11 protein-coding genes are annotated in these 15609 nt (G+C 69.6%); 5 read left to right on the top strand and 6 right to left on the bottom strand.

Features of this window, described 5'->3' with window-relative positions; genetic code table 11:
• The coding region (locus tag F8M74_RS32085) for a HAMP domain-containing sensor histidine kinase (RefSeq protein WP_240462315.1) at nucleotides 1-1425 on the top strand (1425 nt) is incomplete at its 5' end.
• Between the two features lie 114 nt (nucleotides 1426-1539).
• On the opposite strand, the gene F8M74_RS32080 is transcribed toward F8M74_RS32085, so the two are convergent.
• On the bottom strand, nucleotides 1540-2997 hold the full coding sequence (locus F8M74_RS32080) for a hypothetical protein (protein WP_141258773.1): 1458 nt from the start codon (nucleotides 2995-2997) through the stop codon (nucleotides 1540-1542).
• Nucleotides 2998-3183: 186 nt separating this feature from the next.
• A complete protein-coding gene (gene htpG, locus F8M74_RS32075; RefSeq protein ID WP_141258774.1) occupies nucleotides 3184-5148 on the bottom strand; it encodes a molecular chaperone HtpG in 1965 nt (654 codons plus the stop codon).
• A gap of 223 nt (nucleotides 5149-5371) precedes the next feature.
• On the opposite strand from htpG, the gene F8M74_RS32070 reads away from it, so the two are divergent.
• From F8M74_RS32070 to msrQ, 4 genes are all read left to right on the top strand, one after another.
• Nucleotides 5372-7066: a hypothetical protein gene (locus F8M74_RS32070; RefSeq protein WP_141258775.1), complete on the top strand. Its 1695-nt coding sequence runs from the start codon at nucleotides 5372-5374 to the stop codon at nucleotides 7064-7066.
• A 79-nt stretch (nucleotides 7067-7145) separates the two neighbouring features.
• On the top strand, nucleotides 7146-7934 hold the full coding sequence (locus F8M74_RS32065) for a fatty acid desaturase (protein ID WP_141258776.1): 789 nt from the start codon (nucleotides 7146-7148) through the stop codon (nucleotides 7932-7934).
• A gap of 33 nt (nucleotides 7935-7967) precedes the next feature.
• A complete protein-coding gene (msrP, locus tag F8M74_RS32060) occupies nucleotides 7968-8957 on the top strand; it encodes a protein-methionine-sulfoxide reductase catalytic subunit MsrP (RefSeq protein WP_141258777.1) in 990 nt (329 codons plus the stop codon).
• A gap of 11 nt (nucleotides 8958-8968) precedes the next feature.
• Nucleotides 8969-9595 carry a protein-methionine-sulfoxide reductase heme-binding subunit MsrQ gene (msrQ, locus tag F8M74_RS32055; RefSeq protein ID WP_141258778.1) on the top strand — a complete coding sequence of 209 codons (627 nt, stop codon included), beginning with the start codon at nucleotides 8969-8971 and terminating at the stop codon, nucleotides 9593-9595.
• A gap of 30 nt (nucleotides 9596-9625) precedes the next feature.
• On the opposite strand, the gene F8M74_RS32050 is transcribed toward msrQ, so the two are convergent.
• From F8M74_RS32050 to F8M74_RS32035, 4 genes are all read right to left on the bottom strand, one after another.
• Nucleotides 9626-10102 (bottom strand): response regulator, encoded by a 477-nt coding sequence (locus F8M74_RS32050; RefSeq protein ID WP_090492176.1) that lies wholly within the window; start codon nucleotides 10100-10102, stop codon nucleotides 9626-9628.
• Between the two features lie 86 nt (nucleotides 10103-10188).
• On the bottom strand, nucleotides 10189-11403 hold the full coding sequence (locus F8M74_RS32045; RefSeq protein WP_141259094.1) for a hypothetical protein: 1215 nt from the start codon (nucleotides 11401-11403) through the stop codon (nucleotides 10189-10191).
• Entirely contained in the window at nucleotides 11400-13880 is a 2481-nt protein-coding gene (locus tag F8M74_RS32040) for a TonB-dependent receptor (RefSeq protein WP_141259095.1), read from the bottom strand. Before F8M74_RS32040 ends, F8M74_RS32045 begins: the two co-directional genes overlap by 4 nt.
• A gap of 38 nt (nucleotides 13881-13918) precedes the next feature.
• On the bottom strand, nucleotides 13919-15541 hold the full coding sequence (locus F8M74_RS32035; RefSeq protein ID WP_163884652.1) for a serine/threonine-protein kinase: 1623 nt from the start codon (nucleotides 15539-15541) through the stop codon (nucleotides 13919-13921).
• Nucleotides 15542-15609 lie beyond the last annotated feature (68 nt).

Genomic DNA, 15609 nt, shown 5'->3' with positions numbered 1-15609 from the left:
GTTCGCGCCACGTATCGGGTAGGGTGGGGCTTTCCCCAGGAGGGCGTAATGCGGTTGCGGACCTTCCTCACCCTTGGAGCGGTACTCCTTGCGGTTCTGGGGCTGGGGTCCGCGGGTGGGCTCTTCTGGATGACCACCCTGCTGCAGCGGCAGACCACCAGCCTCATCGACGCGGCGGAGCGGGTGCGCGCGGCGGCCGAGCTGGAATTCACCTTGCTGTTGCTCCAGTACGCTCACGAAGTGGAGGGTATCGCGCCCACGGACGTCGGGCCGCCCGTCGGGGTGGACGCGCTGGTGCGCGAGGTGCCGGAGCGGCTGGCCCATGTCGAGCTGTACACGGAGACGGAGGCGGAGCGCGGGCTGGTGGCGGCTTCCCGCGCGAGCGTCGAGGCCTATCTCAATGCGCCGGAGTCGGACCGGCGGCGCCGGTTGGCGCAGGCAGTGGATGCGACGCGGGCGGTGATGGATTCCAGCATCGCGCGGGCGCGCACGGCTCGCGACGAGGCGACCTCCGTGCGGAGAACGGGGCGGCTCATCGGAACGTTGCTCGCGGTGTCGGTGCTGACGGGCGTGGTGCTGTTCCTCGCCATCGCACAGACGAGCATCTACCGGCCACTGGTGGCCATCCGTCGTGCGTTGAGCGCGTTCAAGTCAGGCCGGCGTGAATCCCGGGTGGCGCGCGCGGGGCCGCCGGAGCTCCAGGAGATTGGCGCGGAGTTCAACGACATGGCGGAGACCGTCATGAGTCAGGACGCGCGGCAACTCCAGTTCCTCGCGGGCGTGGCGCACGACCTGCGCACGCCGCTCAACGCACTGAAGCTGTCGGCGCAGATGCTGCTGCGGGCCAAGACGGCGCCTCCGCCGGAGAAGGTACGGGATTCGCTGGTGCGCATCTCCAACCAGGTGGACCGGTTGGAGCGCATGGTGGGCGACCTGCTGGACCGCACGCGCATCGAGGCGGGGAACCTGGAGCTGCGGCTGGAGGAGTGTGACTTGCGCGGGTTGGTGGAGGAGGTGGTGGAGCTCCACCGGCCGTCGAGTGAGCATCACCGGCTGGAGTACTCCGTGCCGGACTCGCCCGTGCCCTGGCGGTGTGATTCGACGCGGCTGTCGCAGGTGCTCACCAACCTGGTGAGCAACGCCATCAAGTACTCGCCCGAGGGCGGGGTGGTGTCGCTGCGGCTGGAGTCCTCGGAGCGCGGCGTGTCGGTGTCCGTGACGGATGAAGGCGTGGGGATTCCGCCCGGCGACCTGGGCACCCTCTTCGAGCCGTTCACGCGCAGCCGGATCGCGGCGAAGGACATCCCCGGCGTGGGCCTGGGGCTCTCCGTGTCCCGCCGGATTGCCCGGGCGCATGGGGGGGACATCGAGGTGGAGAGCGTCGTCGGCACGGGCTCTACGTTCCGGCTCCGCCTGCCGCGCTAAGGGGGTTCGGGGCGCGGGTGTGCATCTGCTCGTTGCCCACGCCCGGAACGATGCTCCGGGCATGGTGACACCGTGTCTGGAGGCCGGAAGCCGTGCTCCCGGCCCCTCGGGACGTCAGGGAACCGGCGTGGCGGCGTGGCCGCGGCCCGGCGGTGGCGTACCGGGCGGAGGCGGCGGCAACACGTGCGCCATGCCGGCGTATGGGCCCGGCTGACGGCCGTCAGCACCAGTGCTCAGCATCAGCGCGATGATGGAGCGGCCCTCCAGCGACACCTCGCGGTGCTCCACCAGCTCGCGCATGGGCACGTCCACCGAGCCGAGCAGCTCGCTCCCGTTCGGCCCGTCCATGTACACCTGGAAACCGACCCGCCGGTCGTCGAAGGCATTGGCGACAGCGACGAACTCCGCGTCATACGCCGTGTAGATGCCGTCACGCCCGTGCGTCGTCAGGTGCATGCCATCCGGATGGTGGACCTCGATGCGCAGCCTCGGGCGATTCTCATGCGGAATGCTCATGGCCAGGTCCTTCACCAGGTCCGACATCCCACGCTGCCGGGCCATCTGGGTCACCCGGTTGGCCAGCCGAGTGAAGATGTCGTTCGACGCGCCCACCCAGGCCCGGCCATCCGGCCGGCCCGGCGTCACCAGCACCGAGCGCAGCACGACGCGGTAGGGCCGCAGCTGCACCCGCTCCAGCTGGTGGTTGGCATATCCGTCGTCCTGGCCCGTGCGCAGCGCCACATGGTAGGCATCCGCCGCCCCGTTCCAGTCGCGGCCCGCGATCCGCTGGTCGGCGAGGGCCATGTGGCGCACGTACGCTTCCAGCGGCGCGGCCCGGCCACCCTGCCGCAGGCTCAGCGCGGCGCCGTAGCTCTGCTGCGCGCGCCCCCAGTCACGCTGCGCCCGCGCGGCGTCACCCTCGCGCGACAGCCGCTCGACCTCTTCGGTGATGAAGTGCTCATACTCTGCGGCGATGTTCTGCGCCCACGCCGAGGCGGAGGCGTCCAGCCGCAGCACCAACTGCGCCAGCTCGTGGGCCGCGATGAAGTTGCCCTCGTGCAGGTACCGGTCTGCCTGGGCACGCCCCTGGGTGGTGATGATGCGCCGCACGTCCTCCGCGTGCGCCTTGACCTCGGGCGCCGGGGATAGTTGCAGCGCCCGGTCCATCAGCGAGGCGGCCTCCGCGTACTGCCCCTGCTGCGCCTGCTGGACGGCCGTGTCCAATTGGCCCATCGCCACCTGCTGCGCCGCGTTCGCGCGGAACGACGCAATCTCCGCGTTGCCCGGCTCCACGGACAGGGCGAAGTCGGACTCGGCGAGCGCACAGCCCCAGTCATTCACCTGCGCGCACGTCTGCGCCCGCTGCCGCGCATCCTGGAGCGCGTTGGTTCGGGCCGTGTCGAACTTGAGTTTGATTTCGGGGCTGTCCGGCTCGCTGGTCAGCGCTTGCCGGTAGGACGCATACGCGGCCTTCCAATCCCCTACGGCCGCGGCGCGGTCTCCCGTCTTTTCGTGCGCTGCGCACGCATTGAGGACTACGGCTGCGAACAACCCCAGAACCACTCGCTTCATGTCGTCGGACTCCCCTCGATATTCCGAGGGACGATAGCCGACGCGCCCCGGGGAAGCCGATACCCCCGTCCCGGGTCGGGCATTCCCCGGGTCCGTGGCTTCCCTGGAGCAGCCAGGCGCACCAGGCGCTCGCTCGGGCTGCGGGCGCCCCCTCTCGAAGCGAGAGGGGGCGTGGGTGACGGCGTCTCAGCTCGCCGTCGCCGAGGCGGGGGCCTGCGCTGGAGCGGGCGCCGCGGCCAGGGCCGCCACCTGCGTCAACAGCCCCGTCATGCGACGGGCGAAGCGGTTGGGGTCGGCGATGGTGCTGCCCTCGGTGAGCAGCGCCTGGTCGTGGAGCAGCTCAATCCACTCTGCCACCTGGGCCGCGGCCGGGTCGCGGTCATGCACGGCCTTCAGGTGCTCGATGACGGGGTGCTTCGGATTCACTTCCAGGATGCGCTTCACGCGCGGCATGCCCGCGCCCCGGCCACGCTGCTGGAGCAGGCGCTCCAGGTAGGCCGGCGAGCCACCCTCCGGCACGACGAGGCACACGGGCGAGTCCGTCAGGCGGTCCGACACGCGCACCTCGCGCACCGACTCCTGGAGCACGTCCTTCATCTTCGAGGTGAGCGTCTTCAGGCCTTCGGCGTGCTGCTCCTGCTCCTTCTTCTGCTCGTCCGTGGACTGGAGCTTCAGGTCCGCCTGGAGCGCGGACACCAGCGGCTTGCCCTGGAACTCGCGCAGGCCCTGCGCGGCCCACTCGTCCACCGGGTCCGTCATGTAGAGGACCTCGAAGCCGCGCTGCTTCAGCGCCTCCAGGTGGGGGCTGTCCGCCACCGCCTTCCGGGACTCTCCGTAGACGTAATAGATGGCCTCCTGGCCTTCCTTCATGCGGCCCACGTAGTCCGCCAGGGACGTCAGGCCCTCCTCGCGCGAGCTCTCGTAGCGCAGCAGGCCGCCCAGCTTCTCCTTCTGCTCGGCCTCCGTGGCCAGGCCTTCCTTCAGCACCGTGCCGAAGGCCTTCCAGAAGGTGAGGTAGTCGTCCGGCTTGTCCTTGGCCAGCTTCTCCAGCAGGTCCACGGACTTCTTCACCACGTGCTTGCGGATGGCGCGCACCACCTGCGAGTCCTGGAGCAGCTCGCGCGACACGTTCAGCGGCAGGTCATCCGAATCGATGACGCCGCGCACGAAGCGCAGCCACTGCGGCACCAGCTCCTCGCAGCGGTCCATGATGAACACGCGCTTGACGAACAGCCGCACCCCGCGCTGCTGCTGCGCGTCCAAATCAAACGGAGGCTGCTTGGGCACGAAGAGCAGGCCGGTGAACTGGGTGTTGCCGTCCGCCTTGAAGTGCGTCCACGCCAGCGGCGCTTCCCAGTCGTGCGTCAGGTGCTTGTAGAACTCCTGGTACTGCTCGTCCGTGATTTCGGACTTGGAGCGCTGCCACAGGGCGCTGGCCTTGTTGACCACCTCCAACGACGTCTCCGTCTTCGCCTCGTCGCCTGTCCCTGTCGTCTTGCTCACCTGGAGCTTGATGGGGTGGCCCACGTAGTCGGAGTACTGCGTGATGAGCGACCGCAGCCGCCACTCGCCCAGGAACTCCTTCTGGTCCTCCTTCAGGTGCAGGGTGATGGAGGTGCCGCGCGCGGCGCGCTCGGCGGGCTCCACCGTGAAGGAGCCCTTGGCTTCCGACGTCCACCGCCAGGCGGACTGACCCTGGCCGGCAGCGCGACTGACCACCTCCACACGGTCCGCGACCAGATAGGCGCTGTAGAATCCCACGCCGAACTGGCCGATGAGCTGCATGTCCTTCTGCTGGCCCTTCTGCGCCAGCGCCTCGATGAATTCGCGCGAGCCGGAGTGGGCGATGGTGCCCAGGTTCTTCACCAGCTCGTCATGCGACATGCCGATGCCGGTGTCCTCGATGGTGAGGGTGCCCTTCGCCTCGTCCGGGATGAGGCGCAGCTCCAGGGCCGGCTCGTCCGCCAGCAGCTCTGGTTCCGTAATCGCGCGGAACCGGAGCTTGTCGAGCGCGTCGGACGCGTTGGACACCAGCTCGCGGAGAAAAATCTCCTTGTGGCTGTAGAGCGAATTGATGACCAAGCTGAGGAGCTGATTGATTTCCGCCTGGAAGGCGTGGGTCTCCCGCTGGGGGGCGTTTTCGACGGTCATGGTGACAGGGGCCTCCGGGGCGCCCGGTGGGGCGCCAGCGTCGCTTTCCCTTAACCATGGAAAACCGCTTGTCGAGTCCGGACCGTCCGCCCGCCCGCTCAGGGGCGGGTGTGCTGGAGGTCCATTCCGGGTGTGCGCGAATGAGGGGGAAATGTGGGACGTTGGGTTTTCAGATGTGAGGACCGCTGGGAGGGTAGGCCCGGGTTGGAGTAGGGAAGGGGACATGAACCGTACCCTCCTGTCCCTGCTCGGCGCGGCGATGCTGTCGGGCGCCGCCACCGCCGCGGAGAAGACGCCCCCTGCCCGTTTCCCGGATGCCGCGGAGCTCCAGCGCCTGACGGCGCGCTTCGCCCCGGTGGAGCTCCGGGTGGACCTGAAGGCGCTGCCGGAGTCCGAGCGCCGCGCCCTGGCCCGCATCGTCCAGGCCTCGAAGCTGATGGACGCGCTCTTCCTGCGTCAGCGGTGGGCGGGCAACGAGCCGCTGCTGCTGGACCTGGTCCAGGACACGACGCCGCTGGGCCGCGCGCGGCTGCAGGCGTTCCTGTTGGACAAGGGGCCCTGGAACAGCCTCGACGAGGCGCGGCCCTTCATCCCGGGCGTACCGGCCAAGCCCGCGTCCGCGAACTTCTATCCGGCTGGCGCCACCCAGGCGGAGGTGGAGGCGTGGGTGAAGTCGCTGCCCGAGGCGCAGCAGAAGGAGGCCACCGGCTTCTACACCACCATCCGCCGCGGCACGGATGGCCGCTTCATCACGGTGCCCTACAGCGTGGAGTACCAGGGCGAGCTGGCCCAGGCCGCTGCGTTGCTGCGTGAGGCCGCCGCGCTCACCCAGCAGCCCACGCTGAAGGCATTCCTCACCTCGCGCGCGGACGCGTTCCTGTCCAACGACTACTACGCCAGCGAGGTGGCGTGGATGGAGCTGGACGCCAGCATCGAGCCCACCATCGGGCCCTACGAGGTCTACGAGGACGAGTGGTTCAACTACAAGGCCGCCTTCGAGGCCTTCGTGGGCCTGCGCGACGACGCGGAGACGCAGAAGCTGGCGAAGTTCAGCGGGCAGCTCCAGGGGCTGGAGAACAACCTCCCCATCGACCCGAAGCTGCGCAACCCGAAGCTGGGCGCGCTGGCGCCCATCCGCGTCATCAACAGCCTGTTCTCCTCCGGTGACGGCAACCGGGGCGTGCAGACGGCCGCCTTCAACCTGCCCAACGACGAGCGGGTGTCGGAGAAGATGGGCTCCAAGCGCGTGATGCTGAAGAACGTGCAGGAGGCCAAGTTCGAGCGCGTGCTGCTGCCCATCGCCAAGGTGGCCCTCACCCCGGCGGACCAGAAGGACGTCTCCTTCGATGCCTTCTTCACGCACATCCTGATGCACGAGCTGATGCACGGCCTGGGGCCCAGCAACATCACCGTGGGTGGCAAGGCCACCACCGTGCGCAAGGAACTCCAGGCGGCCTCCAGCGCCATCGAAGAGGCGAAGGCGGACATCTCCGGCCTGTGGGCGCTCCAGCGCCTGGTGGACACCGGCGTCATCGACAAGTCGCTGGAGCGCACCATGTACACGACGTTCCTGGCCTCCGCCTTCCGCTCCATCCGCTTCGGCGTGGACGAGGCGCACGGCAAGGGCATCGCCGTGCAGCTCAACTACTTCCTGGACACCGGCGCGGTGAAGGTGAACGCGGACGGCACCTTCTCCGTGGTGCCGGCGAAGATGAAGCAGGCCGTCACCTCGCTGACGAAGCAGTTCATGGAGATTCAGGGCCGCGGCGACCGGAAGGCCGCCGAGGCGCTGCTGGCGAAGTACGGCGTGGTGCGCCCGCCCGTGCAGCGCGTGCTGGAGCGCCTCAAGGACGTGCCGGTGGACATCGAGCCGCGCTACGTCACCGCGGAGGAGCTGGTACGCGACGTGAAGAAGTAGCCACCGGCCCATTGCCCCGCCCCGCCGCCTGGGCATTTCCCATGCGCGGCGGGCCGGCGATGGCCAGAAAGCATGAGAGATGGAGACTTCCGCCCGCCAACTCCGTCCAGCGCCGCCCGGTCCCTGGGGCGTTGTCATCGCGCTCGTCATCATGGGCGCGTGGGGTGGGCACCTTGCCTGGGCGCTGACACGCGCGGAGCTGCCGTGGGTGGAGCCGCTCACCTGGCTGCACGTCGCTCTCCAGGCCTGGCTGTGCACGGGCCTCTTCATCACCGGCCACGACGCCATGCACGGCACGGTGTCCGGCCGGCGCTGGGTGAACGAGGCCGTAGGCACGGTCGCCTGCTTCCTCTTCGCGGGGCTGTCCTACCGTCGGCTGGTGGTGAACCACCGTGCCCACCATGCCCGACCCACCAGCGAGGCGGACCCGGACTTTTCCACCCACAGCCAGTCCTTCTGGCCGTGGCTGGGCACCTTCATGGCCCGCTACACCACGCTGCCCCAGCTTGGGGTGATGGCGGCCAAGTTCAACGTGCTGCTCTTTCTGGGCGTCTCCCAGCCACACATCCTCGGCTATTGGGTGCTGCCCTCGGTGTTGGGCACGTTGCAGCTCTTCTACTTCGGCACCTACCTGCCGCACCGGCGCCCGGAGACGCCGGACATGGCCCCGCACCACGCGCGCACGCTGCCGCGCAATCACCTGTGGGCCCTGCTGTCGTGCTTCTTCTTCGGCTACCACTGGGAGCACCACGAGTCCCCGGGCACACCCTGGTGGCGGCTGTGGCGCCTGAAGGACGCCCGCGCCCGTGAGGCCGCGCTGACGCAGAGCGCCGGGACGCTCCCGGGACAGGAAGGCACTGCCCGGTAACGCGCGGGCGGCCCGGGCCGTTATACAGGCGCCATGCGCGACAAGCCGCCCGCTGAGCCGCCCAGCTCCGAAGTCACCCCCGAGAAGACGTACCTGCGCCGGCGCGAGCTGCTGAAGAACGCGGGCCTCTTCGCGGGCACGGCCGTCGCCGTCGCCGGAGGGCTGCACCTGCTGGGCCGCAAGCAGACGCGCCCCATGGACCGCTTCGTCCCGGACGCGGGCCTGGTGGAACAACCGGTGGCGCAGGCGATGGGCCCTTTCGACACGGACGAGCCGCGCACGCCCTACGAGGACGTCACCACCTACAACAACTTCTACGAGTTCGGCTTCGACAAGAACGACCCGGCCCGCTTCGCGCACACGCTGAAGCCGAAGCCGTGGAGCGTCGTCATCGACGGCGAGGTGCGCAAGCCGCGGACGGTGGACGTGGAGCAGCTCACGTACTGGTTCTCCCTGGAGGAGCGCGTCTACCGCATGCGCTGCGTGGAGGCCTGGTCCATGGTGATTCCGTGGCTGGGCTTCCCGCTGGCGGCGCTGCTCCAGCGCGTGGAGCCCACCAGCCACGCGAAGTACGTCGCCTTCACCACGCTGTTGGACCCGGAGCAGATGCCGGGCCAGCGCCGCGCCCTGCTGGATTGGCCATACACGGAAGGCCTGCGCTTGGATGAAGCGATGAATCCGCTCACACTCATGGCCACGGGGCTCTATGGCCGGGAGTTGCCCAACCAGAATGGCGCGCCGCTGCGGCTCGTGGTGCCTTGGAAGTATGGATTCAAGGGCATCAAGTCCATTGTCCGCATCAGCCTCACGCGGGAGGAGCCCATGACGACGTGGCGCCTGTCCGCGCCGCGCGAGTACGGCTTCTACGCCAACGTGAATCCTTCCGTGCCCCATCCGCGCTGGAGCCAGGCCAGCGAGCGCCGCATCGGTGACTTCGATCGCCGCCCCACGCTGCCCTTCAACGGCTACGCGGAGCAGGTGGCCCACCTCTATACCGGCATGGACCTGCGCCGGTTCTACTGAGTCCCCGCGCCATGGCCTCGTCTCCGTATCCCTGGCTCAACCCCGCGCTCGTCGTGGGGGGCCTGTCGCCGCTGCTGATGCTCGCCATTCAGGGCCCTCGGGGTGAGCTGGGGCCCAACGCGATTGAAGCCGCGCTCCACCAGACGGGGCTGTTGGCGCTGGTGCTGCTGGTGGCCTCGCTGGCGTGCACGCCGCTGCGGCTGGTGGCGGGGTGGACGTGGCCCGCGCGCGTGCGCCGCACCCTGGGCCTCTTGGCCTTCACCTACGCGGTGGCGCACTTCCTCGTGTACGCGGTGCTGGACCAGGGGCTGGCGTGGGGCGCGCTGTGGGCGGACGTCACCGAGCGCCCCTTCATCACCGTGGGCTTCGCCGCGCTGGTGCTGCTGGTGCCCCTGGCCGTGACGTCGACGAACCGGTGGGTGCGGCGGCTGGGCTTTCCGTGCTGGCAGCGCCTGCACCGGCTGGCCTATGTGGCCGCGGCGCTGGGCGTGGTGCACTTCGTGTGGCGCGTGAAGAAGGACGTCACCGAGCCGCTCATCTACGGCGCGGTGCTGGCGCTCCTGATGGCCATCCGCGTGGGTGAAGCCATGCGACAACGCCGGGCCCGCGCCGCTGCGGCGGCCCGGAACCCGGCGTGAGGGAAGCGGCGCCCAGAGGGGCGCGGCGCGCTACTTGCGCGGCAGCGGGAGGATGGTGTCCACCAGCGTCATGAGCTGCGCGCAGCTCACCGGCTTGCGGACGAAGGCGCTGATGCCGGCCTTCTGACCCAGCGCGCGCACCTCCGCTACGTTCGGGTCGCCCGTCATCATCAGGATGGGCACCTTGGCCAGACGCGGGTTGGCGCTGGCCCGAATCTGCGCGGCGAAGTCCGCGCCGTTCATCCCATCCATGTGGAAGTCCGTGAGGACCAGGTCCACCGGCTCCGCTTCCGACACCTTGAGGCCTTCCTCGGCGGACTCCGCTTCGAGGAACTCGAAGTTGCGAGCCATCAGGTAGATCTTCAGCAGCGTGCGGATGGAGCGGCTGTCATCCACCAACAGCACGCGCTGCGGAGCCGTGCCCGCGGCGGGGCGCGCGCCCAGGGGGCGGGTCGTCTCCGTCGTGCTGCGGAGGGGGAGGGGCTCGGGGAGGGTTCCGGCCTTCATCGGATCATCAACCTCAATTGGGGCAGTTCCCCGGGGAACAGCGATCATGTTGGCGGATGGAGCGTCCGAAGTCAAAGCACCGCCACTCAGGGAACCTCCAGGAAGAAAGCCTGACTTTCCACAGCAGGAAGCCCCAGTCCAGACGCGAGGGCGGGTGCCAGTTCATTGGGCACACGCCATGTCTGTCCACTGGGTTGGATCAACACCACCGCGTAGCGACCTCGGGGCAGCTCACGCAGCGGCACGGGGTTGGTAGGTACCCGGGCATCCAGTGCCTGGGGTCGCACTTCCACCACCAGCTCCGGAACGACGGCGCCTTCCATGCGAGGGTTGCCGTTCTCGTCGGTGAGCGCGGCGATGATGCTGTCTGGCACCAGGCGCGCGTTGAGCACGACGACATCCGGTACGCCGTCCTGGGAACCATCGGCGCGGGCGTAGTCCACGCCGGTGTCATCCGGGACGCCATCGCGGTCCAGGTCGTTCTCGTCCACCAGGTTGCTGGCGTCGTTCGCCAGCTTGCGCACCACCACGCGCGGCCAAAAGCCATCGGGGGTGCCGTCGTTGTCTGCGTCCAGGTAGCTGACGGCGAAGCCATCCGGGCGCTGGTCCACCGCGCCGTCGTGGATGGACAGCGGCTGGATGCGCAGCAGTTTCTGCGAGCTGCCCAACTGCCCGTCTCCCTGCACCACCTGGAACGTGGGCCGGTCCCTCAGAACGCGCGCGGTGTCGGAGAAGCTCACCGCCACGCCGGTGAGGGGCTGCGGCTGGCCGTCCGCGTCCGCCACGACTTCCACCGTGAGCGGTCTGCCGGACGCGTCCACCGCCGCGCCACCCACGTCACCCGCGTTGGGCTCGCTGGTGACGCCGTACCAGGGGTTGAAGTCGGACCGGCGGCAGTCCGCGCCCGCGTCCGAGCCGCAGCCGTTCACGTCGATGAAGCCGCGGAGCATGTAGCGGCCCGCGGGCACCAGGCTGAAGCTGAAGGGCGCGACGAAGGGGCCGGGCGTGTCACCCGCCAGCGCCGGGCCGAAGAGCTTCTCGGCGGGGACGACGGTGAAGGTGATGGGGCGGCCGGTGCCCTGCGGCGGCGGAGGCCGGTCCGCGTCGTAGAGGAACACCACCACGTTGCCACGCGCGCGTGACTGCACCACCAGGTTGCCGTCGATGCGCGCGTTGCGCGTGTTCTGCCGCACGTCGGCGGTGGGCACCACAGGCGGTGCATCGCATCCGAGTCCGATGACGGTTGCGAGGGCGAGGCCACCTGCGGCTCGCTTCCAGGAGGACAGGGTGGGGCGGCTCATGGAGTCACCGTCAGGGTCGCGTAGACGCGCCGCTCGATGCGATTGCCAAAGGGGTGCTGTGAATGCGCGCCGCCCAGGTGGCTGCCCACCAGCGCGACGGTGACGGTGTCCTTGACGGCCATGTAGCCCACGCGCGCGTTCACCACGGTGTAGGCGCGCAGCGGGTTGGACACCAGGTCGATGCGCGTCGGGTCCGCGGCGGCGGGCTCGCGCTCAATCCACGTGGAGGCGGAGGTGTAGGCCGCGTCCACGCCGAACTCCAGGTCCGCGCGTGAGCGGTAGGTGAGTCCGCCGTACAGCCGGAACTGCGGCGCCTGGTTGCACGGGCCGCACTCGGCCGCCGACTCGCGGTCCGACGTCACGTCCTGCAGCGACGCGCTCAGCTTCAGGCCCAGGCCGTCCACCGGCGCCAGGGTGACGCCCGCTTCGGCGCCGCGCGCGGTGTAGATGGCGTCCTCGTTCTGGAAGGACGAACTGCCCAGCAGGTACGAACCGGTGCCCGGGTCATACGACTGGCCCGGCGGCAGCCGCGACACCCCGGACAGACCGATGAGGTCTCTCACCGTGTTCTGGTACACGGCCACGTCCAGGTCGATGCCCAGCTCGGGGGACTCGCCGCGCCAGCCCAGCTCGAAGGCGGTGAGGCGCTCGGGGCGCAGTTGCTGATTTCCGGTGGTGAGCGTGCTGACGCCGTTGATGCCCGGCACGGGCACCGTCAGCTGCGTGTAGCTCTCCAGGAACGTGGGCTCGCGGAAGGCGGAGGCGGCGCTCGCACGGAAGGCGTGGTTTTCGAAAGGCTTGAACAGCGCGGAGATGCGCGGCGAGTGCGCCAGGCCCGGGCTGCCCAGGTTGAGCAGCGGGTGCCGGTCCACGCGGTAGCTGGCCACCAGCGCCAGCGGCTCCACGATGCGCCACTCGTCCTGGACGAAGAAGGCCGCGTGCACCTGCTCGCGCAGCGGACCCAGGTAGTCTCCCCAGTCCACGCGCTTGATGCGGCCCTCTACGCCAATGTTGAGCTGGTGCGTGCCCGCGAGCTCGAAGTCGCGCGCGAAGAGCAGCTCGGCGTTGAAGAGGTTGGAGCTGAGCGACGTCACCAGCGAGCGCTGGCCCGTGGCTTCATACTGGGGACCCGCGTCGCTGGAGATGTGGTTCCAGAACGTCTTCAGCTTCAGCGGCCCCAGCTCCACGTCGCCCTTGGCGAAGGCGTTGACGCCGTCGATGAAGTAGTTGCGCAGCAGGCCCGGCGGATAGATTTCCGTGGTGAAGCGATTCACGCCGCCGGACAGGCCCACCTGGCGCCCTTCGGCGAAGGTGTACACGGCGGACAGCGACGCGCGCGCGCCGCGAGCGCCCAGGTCCGGGTCGGGGCCGCGCAGCGTTACGTCCGGCAGGCCGCTGGCGTAGTCCCGGCTCCACTTGTCCGTCTGCGAATAGCCCGCCGCCGCCCGGTAGCGCATCGCGCCTGAGCCGCCGTGGCTGACGAAGGAGCCCGCGGCGGTGTTGCCGGTGCCGCCGGTGACGTTGAACTGCGCGCGCGGTCCGGTGCCGGGCGCGCGGGTGATGATGTTGACCACGCCGAGCATGGCGTTGGCGCCGTACAGCGCGCTGCCCGGGCCGCGGATGACCTCGATGCGCTCAATCTCCTCCAAGCCGATGGGGATGGAGGACCAGATGGTGAGGCCCAGGAAGTCCTGGTACTCCGTGCGGCCGTCCACCAGCACCAGCACCTTGTTGGCGATGCGTTGGTTGAAGCCGCGCAGCGACACGTTGGCGCTTCCCACGCCCAGGGCCATGACGTCCGCGCCGGGCACGCGCCGCAGCAACTCCGGCAGCGACGTGGCGCCCGACAGGCGGATGTCCTCAGCGGTGATGACGGTGGTGGCGTTGGGCGCGTCCAGCGAGGACTGCGCGCGGCGGCTCGCCGTCACGACGCGCTCTTCGTAGGGCACGGCGCCCAGGTCCACGCCGCCGGCCGTGTCGTCCGCGTTGGCGGAGGCGACGCCGGTGGGCGTCAGGCCGGGAATGGTGGCGCTCCCCACGGGCATGGCCTCGGCCCGTTCAATGGCCTTCTCCAGCCGCTCCAGCAGCGCGCTCAGCTGCTGCTGCGACTGCGTGCCCGCGGGGGGCGGCGGCATGGGCAGCGACGACGGGTCCTGCGCGGCGGCGGCCTGTGCTTCCTCGGCCTTCCGCTTCTCCTCCAGCGCGGCCACCAGGGGCATCACGGAGGCCGCGTCCGGCGGATTGCTGGCGAGGTAGCGCTGGTACACCTCCAGCGCCTCCTTCGACCTGCCCGAGTCCTGGTAGGCGCGGGCGATGTTGAAGAGGACGTTGGGGTGCGGCTTGATGGCGTAGGCGGCTTCGAGCTCGGCGATGCCCGCGTCGTACTGCTTCTGGGCGATGAGGCTCATGCCGCTGCGGAAGTGGCGGCGGGCCTCAAGGCGGGCGTCCGCCAGGGCCTCCCCCGCGCACAGACACATCGCGAGGAGGCCCGCTCGTTTGAGGGCTGTCAGGGTTTTCAATGGTACGGGTCGTCCTTGTAGGGCGACGAGTCTGGGGCCTTTCCAGGCCGCGTGCTCGCCTTCTTCTTGGGCTGGAGCTTCTGCGTGAAGCGCTCTTCGGGGCCCGCGCCCTTGGCGACGGCGCGGGCGCGCTGGTAGCCGTCCAGGGTGAAGGTCAGCGCCGCTTCCGCGACGCCGCTGGCATCCGGAGTCACCTCGAGGTTCAGGGGCGTCTCGCCCAAGTCCTTCCCCAGGTACGTCACGCGTGCGCCCATGGGGTCGCTGACGATGAGGAAGCGCACCGGCTCCACGGTGGGGCGCGTCAGCGGAGCCAGGGCCAGCTCCTCGTCGGACGCACCCGCCATGGACTCCGCGGGAGGAAGGGCGGCCTCGGGCGCGTTGGCTTCGGGCACGGCCTGGGCGGTGGCGGGCTGGGGCGGTGTGACGATGGGCTCGGCGGGCGGGGTGGGGCGCATCGCCACCACCAGGGCCGCGCCAAGGCCCAGCAGCAGCGCGCCGCCGCCGAGGATCATCCCCATCGGCTTGCGGCCCTTGACCGGCGCCTCCTCCACGGAGATGTCCAGCGCCACGGTGGCGGGACCGGAGCCGGCCGCGCCGTGCGGGCCGCTTCCGTGGGGCCCGCTGATGGGGCCGCTGCCACCGACGCCGCTGATGCCCGCGCCCGCGAAGCGTGCGCCACTGAAGGCGCCGCTGACGCCCACCGTGGACATGGTGCGGCGCATGGCCTCCATCACCTCGTCCATGGACTGGTAGCGCTCCGGTGGCGTCTTGGCGAGGCACTTCATCACCAGGGCCTCCACCTCTCCGGGGATGCCATGGTTGGGGTAGAGCGAGCCGAAGGCGGGCGGCAGTTCGTTGATGTGTTTGACGATGACGTCGATGCTCTGCGCGGCCAGGAAGGGCGGCCGCCCCATCAGCATCTGATAGAGCACCACGCCCAGGCTGTACACGTCACTGCGCGGGTCTGCGATGTTGCGCGCCTGCTCCGGCGCCATGTACTGCGGCGAGCCCAGGATGATGCCCGCCTGCGTGATGGACGTGTCCTGTGGCACGGGCGCCGCGTCGCCGATGAAGGACTTCACCAGGCCGAAGTCGAGCACCTTCACCACGTCGTGGTCCGTCTCCTGATTGAGGACCATGACGTTGGCGGGCTTGAGGTCGCGGTGGATGAGGCCGACCTTGTGCGCCTCGCGCAGCGAGCGGGCAATCTGCTGGGTGATGTTGAGCGCGCGCGGCCACGGCAGCGGGCCCATCTGCGTGAGGAGCTGGCCCAGCGTCAGCCCCTCCAGGTACTCCATGGCGATGTAGTAGATGCCGTCTTCCGTCTTGCCGTAGTCGATGACGGTGACGGTGTTCGGGTGGCGCAGCTTCGCGGTGACGCTGGCCTCCAGGAAGAAGCGCTTCTGGAAGCCCGGGTCCTTGCCCTCTCCGTACTGCGGGTTGAGCACCTTGAGCGCCACCAGCCGGTCCAGCGGCGACTGCACGGCCTTGTAGACGCGGCCCATGCCTCCGGCGCCAAGCGTCTCCAGGATGCGGAAGCGCTCGTTCAGGACCCGTCCCAGCATCGGGTCCGCGACGTCGGGGGGGGCGCCATTCGTCGGGGCGTTGCTCTCCATCATGACTGCCCCCACCGACCGGTGAGGCACGTGACACGCCGGTCGAACATGAGGGCAGATGCTAACACTGC

Source organism: Myxococcus sp. CA023 (assembly GCF_010998615.1).
Classification (GTDB): Bacteria; Myxococcota; Myxococcia; order Myxococcales; family Myxococcaceae; genus Myxococcus.
This window is presented reverse-complemented; position numbering and strand designations above follow the sequence as displayed.